Origin of the sequence: Williamsia muralis (assembly GCF_051487485.1) — a bacterium.
In the GTDB taxonomy this organism is placed as follows: Bacteria; Actinomycetota; Actinomycetes; order Mycobacteriales; family Mycobacteriaceae; genus Williamsia; species Williamsia muralis_B.
The window spans coordinates 78,421-95,956 of record NZ_JAHVCV010000008.1; the positions used below are offsets into that span (position 1 = coordinate 78,421).

The 17,536-nt window shown below is 65.8% G+C and carries 18 protein-coding genes; 8 read left to right on the forward strand and 10 right to left on the reverse strand.

Going from position 1 to position 17,536, the window contains the following annotated elements; translation table 11 throughout:
* Positions 1 to 2: 2 nt before the first annotated feature.
* The 3 genes from eat to eutC are packed head-to-tail and all read left to right on the forward strand — an operon-like array spanning position 3 to position 3,560.
* On the forward strand, positions 3 to 1,412 hold the full coding sequence (gene eat, locus KXR83_RS20770; RefSeq protein WP_437426449.1) for an ethanolamine permease: 1,410 nt from the start codon (positions 3 to 5) through the stop codon (positions 1,410 to 1,412).
* Positions 1,413 to 1,416: 4 nt separating this feature from the next.
* Positions 1,417 to 2,838, forward strand: coding sequence for an ethanolamine ammonia-lyase subunit EutB (locus KXR83_RS20775; RefSeq protein ID WP_437426450.1), 1,422 nt, complete (start codon positions 1,417 to 1,419; stop codon positions 2,836 to 2,838).
* Positions 2,838 to 3,560 carry an ethanolamine ammonia-lyase subunit EutC gene (eutC, locus tag KXR83_RS20780; protein WP_437426451.1) on the forward strand — a complete coding sequence of 241 codons (723 nt, stop codon included), beginning with the start codon at positions 2,838 to 2,840 and terminating at the stop codon, positions 3,558 to 3,560. The genes KXR83_RS20775 and eutC overlap by 1 nt, the downstream gene beginning before the upstream one ends.
* A gap of 100 nt (positions 3,561 to 3,660) precedes the next feature.
* Here the strand turns inward: eutC and KXR83_RS20785 are convergent, their stop codons facing one another.
* Positions 3,661 to 4,233 (reverse strand): hypothetical protein, encoded by a 573-nt coding sequence (locus KXR83_RS20785; protein ID WP_437426452.1) that lies wholly within the window; start codon positions 4,231 to 4,233, stop codon positions 3,661 to 3,663.
* A gap of 89 nt (positions 4,234 to 4,322) precedes the next feature.
* On the opposite strand from KXR83_RS20785, the gene KXR83_RS20790 reads away from it, so the two are divergent.
* The gene (locus KXR83_RS20790) at positions 4,323 to 4,754 is read left to right on the forward strand and encodes a protein-tyrosine phosphatase family protein (RefSeq protein ID WP_437426453.1); all 432 of its coding nucleotides are present in this window, start codon (positions 4,323 to 4,325) and stop codon (positions 4,752 to 4,754) included.
* 16 nt (positions 4,755 to 4,770) lie between these two features.
* Here the strand turns inward: KXR83_RS20790 and KXR83_RS20795 are convergent, their stop codons facing one another.
* Both KXR83_RS20795 and KXR83_RS20800 read right to left on the reverse strand, forming a co-directional pair.
* Complete coding sequence (locus KXR83_RS20795; RefSeq protein WP_437426454.1) at positions 4,771 to 5,733, reverse strand: N-acetylglutamate synthase, CG3035 family; 963 nt, start codon at positions 5,731 to 5,733, stop codon at positions 4,771 to 4,773.
* 39 nt (positions 5,734 to 5,772) lie between these two features.
* The gene (locus tag KXR83_RS20800) at positions 5,773 to 6,381 is read right to left on the reverse strand and encodes a peptide deformylase (RefSeq protein ID WP_116916496.1); all 609 of its coding nucleotides are present in this window, start codon (positions 6,379 to 6,381) and stop codon (positions 5,773 to 5,775) included.
* Between the two features lie 153 nt (positions 6,382 to 6,534).
* On the opposite strand from KXR83_RS20800, the gene KXR83_RS20805 reads away from it, so the two are divergent.
* From KXR83_RS20805 to KXR83_RS20820, 4 genes are all read left to right on the forward strand, one after another.
* A complete protein-coding gene (locus KXR83_RS20805; protein WP_023955476.1) occupies positions 6,535 to 6,882 on the forward strand; it encodes a DUF3263 domain-containing protein in 348 nt (115 codons plus the stop codon).
* A 75-nt stretch (positions 6,883 to 6,957) separates the two neighbouring features.
* On the forward strand, positions 6,958 to 7,578 hold the full coding sequence (locus KXR83_RS20810) for a LytR C-terminal domain-containing protein (protein WP_437426455.1): 621 nt from the start codon (positions 6,958 to 6,960) through the stop codon (positions 7,576 to 7,578).
* Between the two features lie 104 nt (positions 7,579 to 7,682).
* Positions 7,683 to 8,363, forward strand: a complete 681-nt coding sequence (gene sodC, locus KXR83_RS20815) for a superoxide dismutase[Cu-Zn] (RefSeq protein ID WP_437426456.1) — start codon at positions 7,683 to 7,685, stop codon at positions 8,361 to 8,363.
* A 56-nt stretch (positions 8,364 to 8,419) separates the two neighbouring features.
* On the forward strand, positions 8,420 to 9,502 hold the full coding sequence (locus KXR83_RS20820; RefSeq protein WP_023955470.1) for a glutamate--cysteine ligase: 1,083 nt from the start codon (positions 8,420 to 8,422) through the stop codon (positions 9,500 to 9,502).
* On the opposite strand, the gene KXR83_RS20825 is transcribed toward KXR83_RS20820, so the two are convergent.
* From KXR83_RS20825 to KXR83_RS20855, 7 genes are read right to left on the reverse strand one after another with little or no spacing between them, the layout of a single operon-like run.
* Complete coding sequence (locus KXR83_RS20825) at positions 9,492 to 10,880, reverse strand: ABC1 kinase family protein (protein WP_437426457.1); 1,389 nt, start codon at positions 10,878 to 10,880, stop codon at positions 9,492 to 9,494. The two genes, KXR83_RS20820 and KXR83_RS20825, sit on opposite strands and share 11 nt — an antisense overlap.
* Positions 10,880 to 11,212, reverse strand: coding sequence for a monovalent cation/H(+) antiporter subunit G (gene mnhG / locus KXR83_RS20830; RefSeq protein WP_023955468.1), 333 nt, complete (start codon positions 11,210 to 11,212; stop codon positions 10,880 to 10,882). Before mnhG ends, KXR83_RS20825 begins: the two co-directional genes overlap by 1 nt.
* Before the next feature lie 2 nt (positions 11,213 to 11,214).
* Positions 11,215 to 11,478: a monovalent cation/H+ antiporter complex subunit F gene (locus KXR83_RS20835; protein ID WP_023955466.1), complete on the reverse strand. Its 264-nt coding sequence runs from the start codon at positions 11,476 to 11,478 to the stop codon at positions 11,215 to 11,217.
* Positions 11,475 to 12,236 (reverse strand): Na+/H+ antiporter subunit E, encoded by a 762-nt coding sequence (locus KXR83_RS20840; protein WP_437426458.1) that lies wholly within the window; start codon positions 12,234 to 12,236, stop codon positions 11,475 to 11,477. The genes KXR83_RS20835 and KXR83_RS20840 overlap by 4 nt, the downstream gene beginning before the upstream one ends.
* On the reverse strand, positions 12,233 to 13,846 hold the full coding sequence (locus tag KXR83_RS20845; protein WP_437426459.1) for a Na+/H+ antiporter subunit D: 1,614 nt from the start codon (positions 13,844 to 13,846) through the stop codon (positions 12,233 to 12,235). Before KXR83_RS20845 ends, KXR83_RS20840 begins: the two co-directional genes overlap by 4 nt.
* Complete coding sequence (locus KXR83_RS20850) at positions 13,843 to 14,409, reverse strand: Na(+)/H(+) antiporter subunit C (RefSeq protein ID WP_437426460.1); 567 nt, start codon at positions 14,407 to 14,409, stop codon at positions 13,843 to 13,845. Before KXR83_RS20850 ends, KXR83_RS20845 begins: the two co-directional genes overlap by 4 nt.
* A complete protein-coding gene (locus KXR83_RS20855; protein WP_437426461.1) occupies positions 14,406 to 17,303 on the reverse strand; it encodes a Na+/H+ antiporter subunit A in 2,898 nt (965 codons plus the stop codon). Before KXR83_RS20855 ends, KXR83_RS20850 begins: the two co-directional genes overlap by 4 nt.
* Between the last annotated feature and the right edge of the window lie 233 nt (positions 17,304 to 17,536).

Below are 17,536 nucleotides of genomic sequence, written 5' to 3' on the forward strand. Positions count from 1 at the left end.
GCATGACTGAAACCGTTGCACAGTCGGAAACCTCCGACTATCTCGAAAAGCGTCAACTACGCAAGGGCACGGCCGGCTGGGTACTGCTGGCCGGGCTCGGCGTGAGTTATGTGATCTCCGGCGACTACGCCGGCTGGAATGCAGGGCTGCTCGAGGGTGGCTTCGGTGGACTGCTCATCGCCTCGATCATCATCGCGGCGATGTACCTCGCGATGGTCCTCGGCATGGCCGAGATGTCCTCTGCGTTGCCTGCGGCCGGAGGTGGCTACACCTTCGCCCGTCGGGCGATGGGCCCGTGGGGCGGTTTCGCCACGGGCACGGCCATCCTCATCGAGTACGCCATCGCGCCTGCGGCGATCGCCACCTTCATCGGGGGTTACGTCGAATCGCTCGACCTGTTCGGGATCTCCGACGGCTGGTGGGTCTACCTGGTCGTCTACGTGGTTTTCATCGGCATCCACCTGGTCGGGGCCGGTGAAGCACTCAAGGCGATGTTCGTGATCACCGCCATCGCACTGGTCGGCCTGGTGATCTTCGGGATCGCCGCGCTCGGCAAGTTCGATGCGGGCCTGCTCACCGACATCGCCCCGGACCCCGACGCCGCAGGATCGTCGGATTTCATGCCGTTCGGATACCTGGGCATCTGGTCTGCGCTTCCCTTCGCCATCTGGTTCTTCCTCGCGATCGAGGGTGTTCCGCTCGCCGCGGAGGAAGCCGAGAACCCGGAGAAGAATGTGCCGCGGGGCATCATCGCCGCAATGGGTGTGCTGCTCCTGACCTGCGCGCTGGTGTTGTTCCTCGCGACCGGAGCGCTCGGGGCCCAGGGTGTGGGGGAGTCCGCCAACCCGCTGGTCGACGCGCTCGACGGCACCACCGCGACCGTCGTCAACTACATCGGGTTGGCCGGTCTGGTGGCCAGCTTCTTCTCGATCATGTACGCGTACTCGCGCCAACTCTTCGCGCTGTCGCGTGCGGGCTACCTGCCGACCGTGCTGTCGGTGACCAACAGCCGCAAGGCGCCCACCTGGGCGCTGATCATCCCGGGTGTCATCGGGTTCGCCCTGACCTTCACCGGTGAGGGCGCGATCCTGCTCAACATGGCGGTCTTCGGGGCGGCGCTGAGTTACGTGTTGATGATGGTGAGCCACATCGTGCTGCGCGTTCGCGAGCCCGAGATGGAACGGCCCTACCGGACGCCGGGAGGCATCGTCACGACCGGATTCGCGCTGGTCATCGCGGTGGCATCGGTGATCGCCACGTTCCTGGTGGACACCACCGCGGCATTGTGGTGTCTGGCAGCGTTCGTCGCGTTCATGGCCTACTTTGGCCTGTACAGCCGCAAGCACTTGGTGGCGTCCTCGCCCGACGAGGAGTTCGCTCTGCTTGCCGAGGTCGACAAAGAAATGGAATGAGGGTGTGACCGTCTATCGACACACGCTTGCCGGCACCACCTACGCCTTCGACGGCTTGGTCGAGCTGCTGGCAAAGGCCACTCCACGCCGAAGCGGCGACGAGTTGGCCGGGTGTGCTGCCGAGTCGGACACCGAGCGGGCGGCAGCGCAGTGGGCGCTGGCCGACGTTCCGCTGACCGTGTTCCTGTTGGAGGCGGTGGTGCCGTACGAATCCGACGAGGTCACGCGGTTGATCATGGATTCGCATGACAGCGAAGCATTTTCGCCGGTCTCGTCGATGACCGTCGGTGGTCTTCGTGACTGGCTGCTCGAGGTCGCGGCCAGGCCCGCAGACGTCGCGGCGGCGACGTTCCGGAACGTTGCGCCGGGTCTGACGCCGGAAATGGTTGCGGCGGTGAGCAAGTTGATGCGCAATCAGGACCTCATCGCTGTCGCCAAGGCGGTTTCGGTGGTGACGGCGTTTCGCACCACGATCGGCCTTCCGGGACGGCTGGCCACACGGTTGCAGCCCAATCATCCGACCGACGATCCGACCGGGATCGCTGCGGCGACGCTGGATGGTCTGCTGCTCGGATGCGGCGACGCGGTGATCGGGATCAATCCGGCCACCGATTCACCACACGCCACATCTGAACTGCTGCTGTTGCTCGAAGACATCCGCCAGCGGTTCGAGATCCCCGTGCAGTCGTGCGTGCTGTCGCACGTCACCACCACCATCGGTCTGGTGGAAGCCGGTGCGCCGGTGGACCTGGTGTTCCAGTCGATCGCGGGAACCGAGGGGGCGAACAAGGGGTTCGGCGTGGATCTGGCGCTGTTGCGCGAGGGCAACGAAGCGGGAAGGTCGTTGTCGCGCGGGACCGTCGGCGACAACGTGATGTACCTCGAAACCGGCCAGGGATCGGCACTCTCGGCGGGGGCGCACCTCGGAACCGGCGGTAGGCCGGTGGATCAGCAGACTTTGGAGACGCGGGCGTACGCCGTTGCACGAGAACTGGATCCGCTGCTGATCAACACGGTCGTCGGCTTCATCGGTCCCGAGTACCTCTACGACGGCAAGCAGATCGTGCGGGCAGGACTCGAAGATCACTTCTGCGGGAAGTTGCTGGGGCTGCCGATGGGTGTGGACGTCTGCTACACCAACCACGCCGAGGCCGACCAGGACGACATGGACGATCTGCTCACCCTGCTCGGGGTTGCCGGCGTGCCGTTTGTCATCACCGTCCCCGGAGCCGACGACGTGATGCTCGGCTACCAGAGTCTGTCGTTCCACGACGCCCTGTACGCGCGGCGGACGCTCGGGCTGAAGCCGGCTCCGGAGTTCGAGGCGTGGCTCGACAAGGTGGGAATGCTGGGAGCCGACGGTCGGGTGCTCGACCTGGCACCCGAGTCGTCGCCGCTGCGCAGTCTGACGGGGCCGGTGGCCTGATGAGCGACTTGTGGGACGGTCTGCGTTTGCGGACCGCTGCTCGAATAGGGTTGGGGCGCACCGGCGATTCGCTACCTACCAGCCGAGTGCTGGAGTTCGCCGCCGCGCATGCCGCCGCTCGCGACGCGGTCCATCAGCCACTGGATGTCGGGGGCCTCGCGGCCGCGGTGACCGAGGTGGGTCTCGGCGAGCCCATCGTGGTCACCAGCAAGGCATCCGACCGCAGCGAATACCTGAGGCGCCCGGATCTGGGCCGCGCACCGGACGACCTGACGGCAGTCTCGGACGTCGGCGCGGACATCGGCTTCGTCCTGGCGGACGGGTTGTCGCCGATTGCCTTGTCCGAACATGGAGCCGGATTGCTCTCCGCACTCAAAGACGTTCTCGCGCCTCGCTACTCGCTGGCTCCGCCGGTCATCGCGACCCAGGCGCGGGTTGCGCTCGGCGACCATATAGGTGCGGCTCAAAAGGTCGGGACCCTGATCGTCATCATCGGCGAGCGGCCGGGGCTGTCAGTGGCCGACAGTGTGGGCATCTACCTCACCCACCTCCCCGAGCCCGGCCGGGCGGATTCGATGCGCAACTGCATTTCGAACATTCACCCGCCCGGTGGCCTGGGGTATGCCGACGCCGCACGCGTCTGTGCCGCGCTGGTCGAAGGTGCCCGCAAGCTGGGGCGCAGCGGGGTGGATCTCAAGGACAACAGCCGGGCCCTCACCTGACCTGACCCTCACCTCTACTCAAACTCGCTCCACGTGCTTGCGTTCGATCCGGTTGCACCGGGCTCGAACGCAAGCAGGTGGAGCGAATTCGGCGGGTGGGTCAGAGCCCGGGGCCCTCGGCGCGCAGGTTGTCGACCTCGTCCATCGCCGTTCGGAGTTTGCCCAGCCACTCGTCGGTATGAGCGCCGACCAGTTTGACCGACCACGCCAGCGCGTCGGCGCGGGAGCGGGCAACCCCGGCATCAACGAGCGTGTCGAGCACCTGACGTTCTGGCTGGCGGAGCCGGGTCATCACCGGAACAGCGATGTGGGTGAACAGGATTCGCTGGTCGCCGACCTTGACGCCCCATGACACCTTGCGCGCATAGCGGACCTGTGCCTCGTCGGCGATGGCCATCCGCTCACCGCGGGTGTCCTCTCGGAAGCGCGACGCCCGACCCTCTGCTGCTGCAGCCGCGTTCCCCTCCTCGCCTGTGTCCGGCGGTGTGAGTGTGCCGATCACGGTGATCTCGTCTCGGTCGACGGTGACCTCGACAGGTCCCGAGAACCAGTTGTCGGGAAGTCGCCCGGCGAACCAGGCGGCAGCGTCGCCGGCGTCGGGTAGTTCAGCCTGTTGCCAGCCGCCGCGACGCCCCGCTCCTGGTCCGCGCGAGCCTCTGTGTTCGTTTTTCATGATGTCTCCTCGGTAGGTGATTACATGATTACACCGTTACAGACCGCCGTCGAGGTCGTTCGCTGTCGGCAGAGCGCTAGGCTCGCGGTATGCCCCTCACCTGGGAGGATCCCGAGCCAGGCCTCATGCGCCTGCCGTCGGGCCGAGTGATTCGCGGTCGCGGTCTGCGACACGACACGATCTCTGCATCAGACCCTGACTTGGGGCTGTACCTGCTGGGGGCCAGGCCTCCCGCAATGGACTGGGAGAGCCGATGGGTCCGGTGGCGTGACTTCTGGCTGCCGGCTGACCCGGTCGACTTCCGGTCGGCGTTGCACGAGCTGTCCGAACGCGCCATGTCGGAGCGGGTCGAGATCGCCTGCGGCGGCGGATACGGACGCACCGGTACTGCGATGGCGTGCCTGGCGATCATCGACGGTGTGCCCGCTGCCGACGCCGTGGCGTACGTGCGGGCCACGTACTCGCCGCGAGCGGTCGAGACCCCGTGGCAGCGCCGGTTTGTGACGCGCTTCAGGTCCTGATCCCCGCGACGGGGCGTCAGTAGTCGATGTACCCGTAACTGTGGTGCAGGCCAAAACCCAAGCGGCGGTACCACTCCCGTGCAGTGTTGTTCCGGGTTTCGACCTGCAGGTAGATCGAGGTGGCGCCCTGCGCCTCACCCCACTGCTCCAGTGCGGCGAGGATCGACCGCCCGAGCCCGCGGCCCCGACTCTCGGGTGCGGTCCACAGAGCCGACAGGCCCAGCCACCGATCGTCACGGAGTCCGTCGGTCACTGCACCTCGGCCGATTGCCACGAGGGCGCCGTCGGAGTCGTAAATGCCCGCGAACGCCAGGGTGCCGCCGTCTACCGCGGACACCACGGCGGCTGCCAGCGGGGCGTCGGAGTCACCGTGTGCGGCGCAGTATTTCGCAGCCCATCGTTCGGTGGGGCTGTCGGTGATGTCGACCCGATGTTCGGGGGACGATGCCAATACGCCGATCGGAGCGGTGAGTGCTTCAACCGTGATGACGTAGTCGTCAACCGGCACATGGGAACCCGGGACCAGCCGTGTCACCACAGCCAGCTTCAGCGGCAGATCGCGCTCGGCGTACCACTGTCGTAGCCGCTCGATCGTTTCGCCGTCGACGTTCGCGCCCATCTCCAGCGGCACCGCCGAATTGGCACGGCGGCTGAACCCGCCGCCCGCACGGGCGCGCCAGCCGCTGATCATCTCCGACTCGAGGCCCGGCCAGCCTCGGGCCGCGGCCACCTCGAGCGACCGGATCTCGGAATTTCGGACCGGCTTGATCGACAGGACCTTGATGGCCTGCACCAATGAGGTGGGTACCCGGACCGACGCGTCTCCGCGCCGGACCACCAGCACGGACGAATCGCTCGACTCCAAGACCCCGGTGACATCGCTCAACGTGGCCGACTCGTCGGCGCGCCAGTCGGCGGGGGCGCCGGGACCCTTGCGGAAGCGGACAACCACGCGGTCCCCGGGTGACGGGGTGGTCACGCGCGGCGGCCGGTCACACGCCGAACCCAACCGATGCGGTCAGTCCTCGTCATCGTGTCCGAAGGGATCGGCGTCTTCGCCGGGTAGCCATGAGAGCCCCGGCACACCCCAGCCGTTGCGCTTGATGGTTTTCTTGGCCGCGCGTGCGTTGCGCCCCATCAGCACGTCGACGTAGAGGAAGCCGTCGACGTGGCCGGTCTCGTGCTGCAGCATCCGGGCGAAGAACCCTTTGCCCTCGATTTCCACCGGGTCGCCGTTGCGGTCCACCCCGGTGACCTTGGCCCAGTCGGCCCGGCCGGTCGGGAACTGTTCGCCTGGTACCGACAGGCACCCCTCGTCGTTGTCGTCGGGGTCGGGCATCGTCTCGGGGATCTCCGACGTCTCGAGGACGGGATTGATCACCTCTCCGCGACGACGAGGACCCGTGCGGCCGTCGCCCTCGGGGCAGTCGTAGACGAACATGCGCTTGGCCACGCCGACCTGATTGGCGGCGAGTCCGACACCGTTGGCGGCGTCCATCGTCTCGTACATGTCGTCGAGCAGCGCGGCCACGTCGGCGGGGGCCTTGCCCTCGGCGTCCAATGCGACGATTTCAGTCGGGTTGTGCAGCACCGGATCACCGACGATGCAGATGGGAAGAATTGCCATGGGGGTCAGATTACTCGGCACGCCATCGCGCGAATTCCTTTGGCGGCGTGGTTAGATGTATTGCGAACCACACTGTTGTAATTCACACCGTTGAACGCGACGAACTCCGGTGTGGCGACGGGGTGGAGCAGGACCGATTCTCAAGGGAGCGAGATGGACGGCGCAACCGCGCGAGACCAGCAATCCGGGCAGGCGGACAACTCACACCAAGACCACGCAGAGCTCGGTCCGGGCGAGGTCGGGGCCGACGGATTGACTCGGCGTGAGCATGACATCTTGGCCTTCGAGCGGCAGTGGTGGAAGTACGCCGGTGCCAAGGAAGAGGCCATCAAAGAACTATTCGGTTTGTCTGCGACCCGTTACTACCAGGTGCTCAATGCCTTGGTGGACCGGCCGGAGGCGTTGGCCGCGGATCCGATGCTCGTGAAGCGACTCCGTCGTCTGCGTGCGAGCCGGCAGAAGGCCCGGGCGGCTCGCCGGCTCGGGTTCGACGTCACCTGATGGGTGTGCTGACCCGCCGCGCGGGGTCGGGCCGCAAATTTTCGTAAGGTTGGCAAGTTTCGTAAGGTTGGTCCAATGACCACGTCCGACCGTCCAGACCAGCCCGGGGAAGACCCGAGCGGGACCGGCACGAACAGTCCGGACTCGGGCACGACGGGCTCGCGTCGTGCGCGGCCCCCCGCTCCGGCCCGCTCGGAGGCGGCTCACCTGCCGTTACGTGCTGGGGCGATGCTGTTGCTGGCGATCGCAGTGGTGTTCATCGGACTCGGATGGCACTCGGCGGCCACCGGTGACTCCGATCCCGAGGCGGGCCTCGAGGCAGCTCAGAGCCGCCAGCCCACATCGTCGTCACCAGCGACCACCACTTCAAGTGGCGCCGAGACTTCGGCGAGCAGCAGCACGTCGACGTCGGTGGACCCCGACCGGCCGCGTGTGTGCATCTTCAACGCTGGCACCGTCGGCGGGCTCGGGCAGACGTATCGCAAGCTCGTCGACGATGCGGGCTGGACCACGGCGACGCCGTCCAATCTGCAGTCGGCCAGCATCACCGAGAACACCATCTTCTACACCGGGACGCAGCAGGAGTACGCCGATCAGCTGGCTGAAGAACTCGGCGGCGACATCTCGGTGGATCCCCGTCCGGCCGCCTTCAGTCAATGTCAGGGTGGCCTTGCCCTGATTGTCGTGACGCGTTAGCCGGTCAACCGGCGGCGAACCGTGTGCGGGGAACCGATATGATTTCGCTGACTACTACCAACGGTAGAACTGCACTCGACCGCCAACTGCAAGGGAGCTCAACCATGGCGCAGCGTTCGCTCAGGAACTTGACCGGCACCCGGCGAATCGCCGCGCTGGTGGCACCCGCCGCCGTCGTCGCGCTGCTGGTTGCGGGTTGCAGTCCGGACGAAGAGCCGACCGACGCCAAGGGAACCACTCCCAGTGTGCTCACCGGTGACAAGGCACCCGAGGATGTGGGCGCGATCGGTGCGCCCAGCGAAGGTGGCGAGGCCACTGCCGAACTCCAGACCCCCAGTGGTGAACCGGCAGGTGAGGCGACGTTCACCACCGCGGAGGGTTCGGTGATCGTGAGTGTGAAGGCCGAGAACCTCGCCCCGGGATTCCACGGCATGCACCTTCACGCGGTCGGCAAGTGTGAAGCCAACTCGACGCCTCCCACCGGGGGAGCGGCCGGCGACTTCCTCTCCGCGGGCGGGCACCTGCAGGTCGAGGGTCACTCCGGCCACCCGGCGAGTGGCGACCTGGTCTCGATCTTCATCGATGAAGCCGGCCATGGCGAGACCACCACTGCCAGTGACGCTTTCAGCATCGAGGACATCATCGACACCTCGATCATGATCCACGAGAAGCCGGACAACTTCGGCAACATCCCCACCAAGTACGCTCCCGCCCCTGATGAGGAAACCCTCGCCACCGGAGACGCGGGCAAGCGGATCGCCTGCGGCGTCATCGAAAAGAGCTGAGAATAAACAACGTTCGCTCGATCGATTTCAACGCTTCCCCGCAGCCCACGCTGGGCGTGGAGTGGGAGTTCGCGCTTGTCGACAAGCAGACGCGAGATTTGTCGAACTCTGCGGCGCAGCTGTTCGAGCGTGTGAGCGAACTGGACAACCCCAGTTCCGGCGATCGGATCCACAAGGAACTGCTACGCAACACCGTTGAATTGGTGACGGGTATCTGCCGTACCACGGGTGAGGCGATCGCCGATCTCGAAGAGTCGCTGTCGGTGGTGCGCTTGATCGCCGACGATCTCGGTGTGGACCTGTTCGGCGCGGGCACCCACCCGTTTGCACTGTGGTCCACCCAGCAGTTGACCCCGTCGCCGCGGTACGCCGAGTTGATCGAGCGGACCCAGTGGTGGGGCAGGCAGATGCTGATCTGGGGTGTCCACGTTCACGTCGGGATCAACCACCGCGACAAGGTCTTGCCCATCGTGTCGTCGCTGCTGAACCAGTATCCCCATCTTCTGGCGCTGTCGGCGTCATCACCGATGTGGTCGGGGCAGGACACCGGGTACGCCAGCAACCGGGCGATGATGTTCCAGCAGTTGCCCACAGCCGGCCTTCCGTTCCAGTTCCAGCGGTGGAGTGAGTTCGAGAAGTTCGTCGGCGACCAGATGACCACCGGCATCATCGAGAACCTCAACGAGATCCGCTGGGACATCCGGCCTTCTCCGAACCTCGGTACCGTCGAAATCCGGGTGTGTGACGGCGTCTCGACCATCGCCGAATTGGCCGGGCTCGTGGCGCTGATCCACTGCCTGGTGGTGGATCTCGATCGGCGCCTCGATGCCGGGGAGACATTGCCCGACATGGCGCCTTGGCTGGTGCAGGAAAACAAATGGCGCGCAGCCCGTTACGGACTCGATGCGATCATCATCACCGACTCGGACTGCAATGAGCGGTTGGTGACGGACGACCTCTACGACATGCTCGAGCGACTCACTCCGGTCGCCGTCGACCTCGGGTGCGCCGACGAGTTGGCGTCGGTCGCCGACATCCCGGGCCACGGGGGCTCGTACCAGCGTCAGCGGCGTACCTTTGCCGACACCGGCGACATGGTGGCCGTGGTCGATCAGGTTGTGTCGGAACTCAATCGCTGAACGTTCGCCGTTTCCACCACTGATCGATCTGTCCCAGTTCGGTTTCGGGTTCGGCCCCGGTCAGCCATTCGGCTTCGATTCGACACCAGTTCGCCGTTGCCCGGAGTTGTCCGAGCATTGCGCAGGTGTAGAACTCGACGCGGCGCGCGATCAGGTTGTCTTCGGGGAAATGCTGTTCCCGAGCCGCGCTGCCGTACTCGGTGGCAGGGTGCACCGCGGAGATCATGACGCCGTTGGCGATGTCCGGGGTGATGGTCAGATGGGCGTCGTCCATGTGCCACCAGGTGGCGTCTCTAACGTAGGACAGCACATCGGCGTCGTCGATGGACTCCTCGCTGATCAACACCTGTCCCTGGCGGAGGATCTGCGCCACCTCGGCGGCATCACCGGCGCGGGCCGCGAGGACCGCACGACGTTCCAGGTCTCGGGCATCGGCCGACATGGTCTTGCAGGATCCGAAGTCGAGGAATGCCACCCGGCCGTCGTCGGCGAGCATCACGTTTCCCGGATGTGGATCGCCGCAGAAGGTGGCGTCGGTATGGATACTGCCGCAGTAGAAGCGATAGATCACCTCGCCGACCTGGTCTCGGGTGTCGGCGTCGAGGGTGGTGATCTCGTCGAACGGGATCCCGGTGATCAGCTCGGAGGTGAGGACCTTCGATGTGCACAGGCGTTCGACGACATCGGGGATCTGGATGAACGGGTGCCCGGCGTAGCGGTCCGCGAGACGACGGTGATTGGCCGCCTCGGCCCGATAGTCCAGCTCTGACAACATGTCCCCGGAGATCTCCCGGACAAATGACTGTGGGTCCACCGTCGGCAGCAGGCCCTTGTAGAGGCGCAGGGCCATCGCGAGGTTCTTGAGGTCTGCCCGGACCACCCGGTCGATGCCCGGGTACTGCACCTTGATCGCCACGTCGCGCCCGTCGACCAATCTGGCCTGGTAGACCTGGCCGATGGAAGCGGCAGCGATAGGAGCCGGATCGATGGACTCGATGTGGGACATGTTCGAGCCGAGCTCTTTTCGGACAACCTCGAGCATCGTCTCCGAGGAGACCTGAGGGGCGTTGTCGCGCAGGATCGCCAGCTTGCGGTGGAAGCCTTCACGCGCGTGGGCCGGCACCATGCCAAGGTCCATCATCGACAGAAACTGCCCGACCTTCATCGCTGCACCCTTCATCGACCCGAGCACGGTGATGAGTTCGTCTGCGGCAGCAAGGGCGTCGAGTTCGGCGCGCGAACGCCGCTCGTCGGGTGTGGCACCCACTCCGGCGGCACGCGAGCGGACGCGCCGGGCAACCGAATGGGCGGCAACCTTTCCCAGCTCACTCCCGCGGCGCACACGAGAGGTCGGGGGAAGCTGATCGTCGCCCGTCATCAGTCGCTGCGGGGGGATTCGAGCTCGCTGCTGTCGATCAGGTCGTCCCGCACCCGTTGCTCCTGATACGCCAGTTTGCCGACGCGGTGCGCGATCACCGGTGCGGTGATCAGTGCGAAGATCCCGGTCAGCACCAGCATTCCGAAATCGACGGTGTCCCAGAGACGGATCATCGCCGCGATCAGCACCAGCAACAGACCGAGGGTCTGCGGTTTGGTGGCGGCGTGCATACGGGTGAGGGTGTCGGGGAATCGCAAGATACCCACCGATGCCGTGAACGCCAGACCTGAACCGGACAGCACCAGCACGGCGACGAAGATGTCGGAGACCATCGTTAAACCTCGTTGTCCCGGACGCGGAATCGGGCGACTGCAACCGTGCCCACAAAACTCAACAGTGACAAGGCGACGAGGCCGGACACCACTGTCGAATCCATCGAATACGCGGCCCACACGGCCAGCGAGCACATTGCCATCGCGACCCCGGTGTCCAGGGCCACCAGACGGTCGAGCGTGTTGGGGCCGATGAGGATCCGTGCGGTGGTGAGTACCGATGCTGCCAACAGCAGACCGGCGGCGATCATCCAGACCACGTTCATGACTTCGCTCCGCTCCGAAGATCCTGGCTGTCTTGGCCACCGACTTCATCGTCGATCCCATGGTAGGGACTCGCGTGCCATTCGCTCTCACGCTCGAAGGCTTTGATGAACAGCCTCTCGATGGTGGCGACCTGGCCGTAGAACGCCTTCACCTTCTCCGGTGAGCTGGCGTCTATGAGGTGCACGTACAGCAGGCGGCGACTGTGATCGATCTCCACGACCATGGTGCCGGGTACAAGATTGAGGTAGTCGACCGCGAGGGTCAGGACCATGTCGGATTTGATGGCCAGCCGTGCCCGAACCACTGCGCTCAAGGGTGGCTTGCGGGGGCGCACCGACAGCCACGCCACCTGCAGGCTCGATCGGAACAGGTCGATCACCAGCCTGATCACCAGCTCGAGGATCGTCAGCGGATGGATCCGGCCCTCGACCGGTACCCGCGGCAATGGCAGCGCGATCAGCACGAGGAGTGCGATACCGAGACCACTGACCACCGTCGCGATGTCGTAGGTACCCCACAACAGCACCCACACGAACGTCAGCCACGCCATCGTCCACAGCCGGACGGCCACCTCGCGTGCATCTCCACCGAACCAGCGCTTGATGTGGATGTGGGACTTGAGGAAGAGGAAGGTCTTCACCGAGTACCACGCGAGGAAGATCACCGAGTAACGCCAGGCGTTCACCAGGTGCGCCCGGATGGGGCCTCGGGGAGCAGGCGCTTGTGGCCGCTGTCCGGGGTCAGGTCTGTCGGTCATCGGGGACCTCCTGCGCCCAGGACGGCGTCGAGGTAGATGCTGGAGTCGATCAGGTCGGCGGCCGCCGATTCGGTGAACTCGAAGAACGGCCCGGCCCACAACGTCAACACGAGCCCGGCTGCCACCATGGCGATGGTCGGGACCACCATGCCGATCGGCATGCGGCCCACGTCGGCGCGGTCGTCGAACGACACGTCGGCCGAGCCCTCGAGAAGCGCCGCCGGTCCCGCATCGGCCATCTCGCCGTCGGGGGCATCGGCGCGCGGCCGCCAGAACGCCTTGGTCCAGACGCGGGCGACGACGTAGAGGGTCAGCAGGCTGGTGACCACTGAACCGGCCACCAGGATCCAGGCCAGCACGCTGCCCTCTTGTACACCCGCCTCGATGAGCGCGACCTTGCCGATGAAACCTGAGAACGGCGGGATGCCACCCAGATTCAGAGCTGGGATCAGGAACAACGCAGCGAGTAGAGGACTGGCCGCCAGACCCCCGAGACGTCGTAGTGACGCCGAGCCCGCCTGCCGCTCGATCAGCCCCACCACGAGGAACAGCGTCGTCTGGACCAAAATGTGGTGGGCCACATAGTAGATCGCGCCCGACAAACCGAACTCGGTGGACAGAGCGATGCCGAAGATCATGTACCCGATGTGGCTGACCAGCGTGAACGACAACAGACGTTTGATGTCGGACTGTGCGATGGCGCCGAAGATCCCCACCAGCATGGTGAGAAGTCCGGCCACCAACAGCACCCGGTCCATCGCGCCTCCGGGGAACAGCAGGGTGTGCGCGCGGATGATCGCGTACACACCGACTTTGGTGAGCAGGCCGGCAAACACCGCGGTGACCGGGGCGGGAGCTGTTGGATAGGAGTCGGGTAGCCACGTCGACAGCGGGAAGACTGCGGCCTTGATGCCGAACGCCACCAGCAGCACCGCGTACAGCGCACCCTTGGTCCCGTCGGGAACATCCTCGAGCCGGACCGCCATCTCAGCGAGATTCAGCGTGCCGGTGGCTGCATACGCAAACGCGATGCCTGCCAGGAAGATCAGCGACGACACCATCGAGACCATCACGTACGAGACGCCGGCGCGCACTCGGTCAGCGCTGGCGCCGAGGGTGAGCAGCACAAAGCTCGCGGCGAGCAGCACCTCGAACGAGACGTACAGGTTGAACAGGTCGCCGGCGAGGAAGGCGTTGCAGACGCCGGTGCACAGCAGCAGGTAGGTCGGCAAGAAGATCGACACCGGCTGTTCGGTGGTGCCGTCGCGGATACCCTGCCCGACGGCGTAGAGCATGACGCAGAGCAGGACGGCGGTGGACACCACGAGCATCAACGCCGAGAGCTGGTCAGCCACAAGGGTGATGCCCAGGGGACCGAGGTCACCGCCCTTGGAATCCCAGCCGCCGACGTGCAAGGCGTACGTACCGTCGCGGTTCGTCAGATAGAGCAGGAGGCATGAGGCGACAAACGCGACCGTGATCGCCGCGACCGTGACCACACGCTGGAAACGGGGGTACCGCCCCATGATCAGGGTCAGCACGGCGCCCATCATCGGGGCGAGTACGGGCGCGACGATGAGCGTCGGGAACCACTCGTGCGACAAGGTCATCGGCGATCACCGTCACGGTCGGTCGACTCGAAGTCATCGCTGTCGTCGGCGCTGTGCAGCAGGTCGGTCTGATGCAATTCGGCACGGGCGCGCAGTTGCTCGTCGGTCAGCGGGTTGCCGTCGTCGTCGAACAGGTCGCCGCGGAACGTGTCGAGACCGGTGACCGGGTCATCGCTGCGGTCGCGGTCGGGTGCGGTGGCGCTCGACTGCGACTTCACCTTGAGGTCTTCGGGATCGTCGTCCACCTCGTCGTCGGTGTTGATCATGAAGGAGCGGTAGGCCAAGGCCAGGACAAAGGCGGCAATGCCCATCGTGATGACGATGGCCGTGAGCACCATGCCCTGCGCCAGCGGATCGGCGTCTCCGGTGCGGCCCTCTGACGTGCGGCCGATGATCGGCGGATTGCCCATGGCTCCCGAGACGGTGACGATCATCAGGTTGATCGCGTTGCCCACCAACAGGAGTCCGAGCAGCATGCGGATGAGACTGCGTTCGAGCAAAAGGTAGACGCCGCAGGCGGCCATGAGGGCGACCACGATCATCAGGCCGAGGTTGATGGTCATCGTGCCGCCACCTCCTCGGGCTCGTCAACGTTGCGGCGCACCCGTGGACTGTCCTCGTCGAGCCGGGCCCCGAGACTGCGCAGTACGTCGAGCACCAAGCCCACGACGATGAGGTAGACACCCAGGTCGAAGAACAAGGCCGTCACCAGCTTGACGTCGCCGAAGATCGGCAGCGTGAACTCGAACGTCGCCGACGAGAGGGCAGGTGCGCCGAGCAGAATTGACGCGGCCGCAGTGCCCGCCGACAGGCCGAGCCCGACACCGAGGATGCGCCCCGCGTCGATCGGTAGCGCCTCGCCGAGTTCGTATCGGCCGCCGGCCAGGTAACGCAAGACCAGCGCCAGGCCCATCGTCAGGCCACCTGCGAATCCGCCGCCCGGAGCGTTGTGACCGGCGTAGAAGAAGTAGAGCGACAACACGATCATCGTCGGGAAGAGCAGACGTGTGGTGGCCTCGAGCACCATCGACCGATGGCGTGGATCGCGGAAGTCGCTGCCGCGCAACCACGTGGTGCGTTCACCGAACAGCTGCTCGCCTTCGGTTTCAGGTCGGGGAGTGCGCGCCCTGGTCGCGTCGGCCACACGCGGCGCCGCACCGAATCGGCGGTGCCGGAACACCATCGACGCGACCCCGGTCGCGGCGACCATCAGAACCGACACCTCACCGAGGGTGTCCCACGCCCGGATGTCCACGAGCAGCACGTTCACCGCGTTGGATCCGTTGCCGTATTTGTATGCGGCGTAGGGGATCTCGGTGGACATCGGGATGGTGTTGCGGGCGGCGGCGGCGAACAGGCCGACCACCACGAGCAGTGCGCCGAAGGCCAGGCCGAGCAGGGCCCGCAACGGCTTGAACCCGGTGGCGTGGCGGTTCTCCGCCTCGGCGGGGAGTTTTCGCAGGACCAGTACAAAGATGACCAGCGTCAGTGTCTCCACCAGGAACTGGGTGAGCGCGAGATCGGGTGCGCCGTGCAAGGCGAACAGCACGCCGCAGCTGTAGCCGGTGACCCCGACGACGAGGACGGCCGCGAGCCGGTTGCGCAGGACTGTGGCGGCGATCGCCGCGGCCACCATGATCCCGCCGATCACGAACTGCACGGGAGACTCGAAGCCGTTGATCTCCAGCCTGTTCCGCTGGCCGAGGAAGAGCACGATCGTGGGCAGGAGCACCAGCGTGATCACGATGACACCCTGGGTGAGTGGCAACGATCCCCGCTGGGTGTTGCGGGTCAGGTTGATCGAGATGGTGTCCGCGCCGCGCAGCACCGCGTCGTAGATCCGGTCGGCGTTACCGAGCGCCGGACGCACAAAGCCCAGCCGGCCGAGTTCGCGCACCAGGAGGAACAGTGCGGTACCCGCGACCACTGCGATGGCCGTGAAACCGAGGGCGAGGTTGAAGCCATGCCACAGCGAAAGGTGGGCTATGCCTTCGTCGTAGCTGGGAACCGTTTCGGCGTAGGGCTCCACGCGCTTGCCGATGAGTCCGGCGAGTGGTCCGGAGACCACCCCGGCGAGAGCGAGTATCGCCGCCGGCGCCTGGAACGCGGCGCTCGGACGGTGCATGCGCGCCACTGCTGGGCTGGGCTCGGCCTTGCGTTTGCGGCCGAAGGCGCCCCACAGGAATCGCAGCGAGTAGGCGACGGTCAGAGTGGATCCGAGTACCAGCACCAAGACCACCACCGGCCCCTGCCACTCGTTCAGGGCGCCCGTGTCCCAGATCTCGGCGAAGGCGGTCTCCTTGCCGACGAATCCCAGGGTGAGGGGGAGGCCCGCCATGCTGGCGGCCGCGAGTGCGGCGATGCCCGCCAACACGGGGGTGCTGTGACCGAGTCTGGCAAGTTTGCGCAGGTCGCGGGTACCGGTGGAGTGGTCGATGATGCCGACCACCATGAACAATGACGCTTTGAACAGCGCATGGGCCACCAACATCGCCATCGCAGCCATCGCGACATCCTCGTCGCCGATGCCGACGAGCACCATCAGGAACCCCAGCTGCGAGACCGTTCCGAAGGCGAGCACCAACTTGAGGTCGTATTCGCGCAGCGACCGGAATCCGCCGAGGACCATGGTGGCGCAGCCGAGCCCGACCACCAGGACGTCCCACGACACGAGGTCCGAGAAGCCCGGGGCGAGCCTGGCCACCAGGAAGATTCCGGCCTTGACCATGGCTGCGGCATGCAGATAGGCACTGACCGGGGTGGGGGCCGCCATGGCACCGGGAAGCCAGAAGTGGAACGGGAAGATCGCCGACTTGCTGAGCGCACCGATCAGGATCAGGACGATGGCCACGGTGACCGTCCACCCGACCGGGGGGTCGGCCACGATGTCCGACAACAGGTAGGAGCCGGCTTTCTCGCCCAGCATCACGATGCCGACCAGCATCGCCAGTCCACCGGCCGTGGTCACCAGCAGGGCCTGAGTGGCGGCGCGGCGGCTCGTCGCGCGGACGGCGTAGAAGCCGACCAGCAGGAACGACAGCACCGTGGTCAGTTCCCAGAAGATGTAGAGCACGAGCATGTTGTCGCTGATGACCAGCCCGAACATCGCGCCGGCGAACGCCACCATCTCGGCCGCGAAACCGGCAACCCGACGTCGCACCTCACTGAAGTACTCGGCGCAATAACAGAGCACCAGGGCTCCGACCCCGAGGACCAGAACAGACATGACCGCCGCGAGGGTGTCGAAGCGGAAGTCGATGTTCATCTGCAGGGCAGGGACCCAGCTGAAGGATTCCGTCCGGACGCCGTGTTCGTCGTCGGGCCAGTTGAGCACCACCCACACCAGGCCGCCCAGCGGGGCGAGCGCGAGGAGGTAGAAGCCACGCCTGCCCAGGGCGGTGATGATCGCAGGGGCCAGCACAGCCGTGATGGCCAGGGCGGCCAAGACTGCGATCAAGAGGCACTCCGTCGATCGAATGGGCGGGGTGTCGGGTGGGTCGTGACAACGGGGACAGGCACACCGAACAACGCCTGCGACCGTTCACCGAAGACGGATTAGCTCCGGTTTGTTGTCACCCAGTCTACCGTTGCTGCTGCTAGGTGCCGTATTCGGGGATGAGGCGGCCACCGAGATGGCCTCTCGTCGCTGGTCACCGCAAAACGGACAAGTTGGTGTTCCCGACAAGATCG

Coding starts and splice junctions, on each gene's coding strand:
- KXR83_RS20825 (WP_437426457.1), bottom strand. CDS start 10,880: ATGACGGGCGACGATCAGCTTCCCCCGACCTCTCGTGTGCGCCGCGGG.
- sodC (WP_437426456.1), top strand. CDS start 7,683: ATGGCGCAGCGTTCGCTCAGGAACTTGACCGGCACCCGGCGAATCGCC.
- KXR83_RS20835 (WP_023955466.1), bottom strand. CDS start 11,478: ATGAACGTGGTCTGGATGATCGCCGCCGGTCTGCTGTTGGCAGCATCG.
- mnhG (WP_023955468.1), bottom strand. CDS start 11,212: ATGGTCTCCGACATCTTCGTCGCCGTGCTGGTGCTGTCCGGTTCAGGT.
- KXR83_RS20790 (WP_437426453.1), top strand. CDS start 4,323: ATGCCCCTCACCTGGGAGGATCCCGAGCCAGGCCTCATGCGCCTGCCG.
- KXR83_RS20805 (WP_023955476.1), top strand. CDS start 6,535: ATGGACGGCGCAACCGCGCGAGACCAGCAATCCGGGCAGGCGGACAAC.
- KXR83_RS20810 (WP_437426455.1), top strand. CDS start 6,958: ATGACCACGTCCGACCGTCCAGACCAGCCCGGGGAAGACCCGAGCGGG.
- eutC (WP_437426451.1), top strand. CDS start 2,838: ATGAGCGACTTGTGGGACGGTCTGCGTTTGCGGACCGCTGCTCGAATA.
- KXR83_RS20850 (WP_437426460.1), bottom strand. CDS start 14,409: ATGACCATCAACCTCGGCCTGATGATCGTGGTCGCCCTCATGGCCGCC.
- KXR83_RS20785 (WP_437426452.1), bottom strand. CDS start 4,233: ATGAAAAACGAACACAGAGGCTCGCGCGGACCAGGAGCGGGGCGTCGC.
- eat (WP_437426449.1), top strand. CDS start 3: ATGACTGAAACCGTTGCACAGTCGGAAACCTCCGACTATCTCGAAAAG.
- KXR83_RS20845 (WP_437426459.1), bottom strand. CDS start 13,846: ATGACCTTGTCGCACGAGTGGTTCCCGACGCTCATCGTCGCGCCCGTA.
- KXR83_RS20800 (WP_116916496.1), bottom strand. CDS start 6,381: ATGGCAATTCTTCCCATCTGCATCGTCGGTGATCCGGTGCTGCACAAC.
- KXR83_RS20840 (WP_437426458.1), bottom strand. CDS start 12,236: ATGACCGACAGACCTGACCCCGGACAGCGGCCACAAGCGCCTGCTCCC.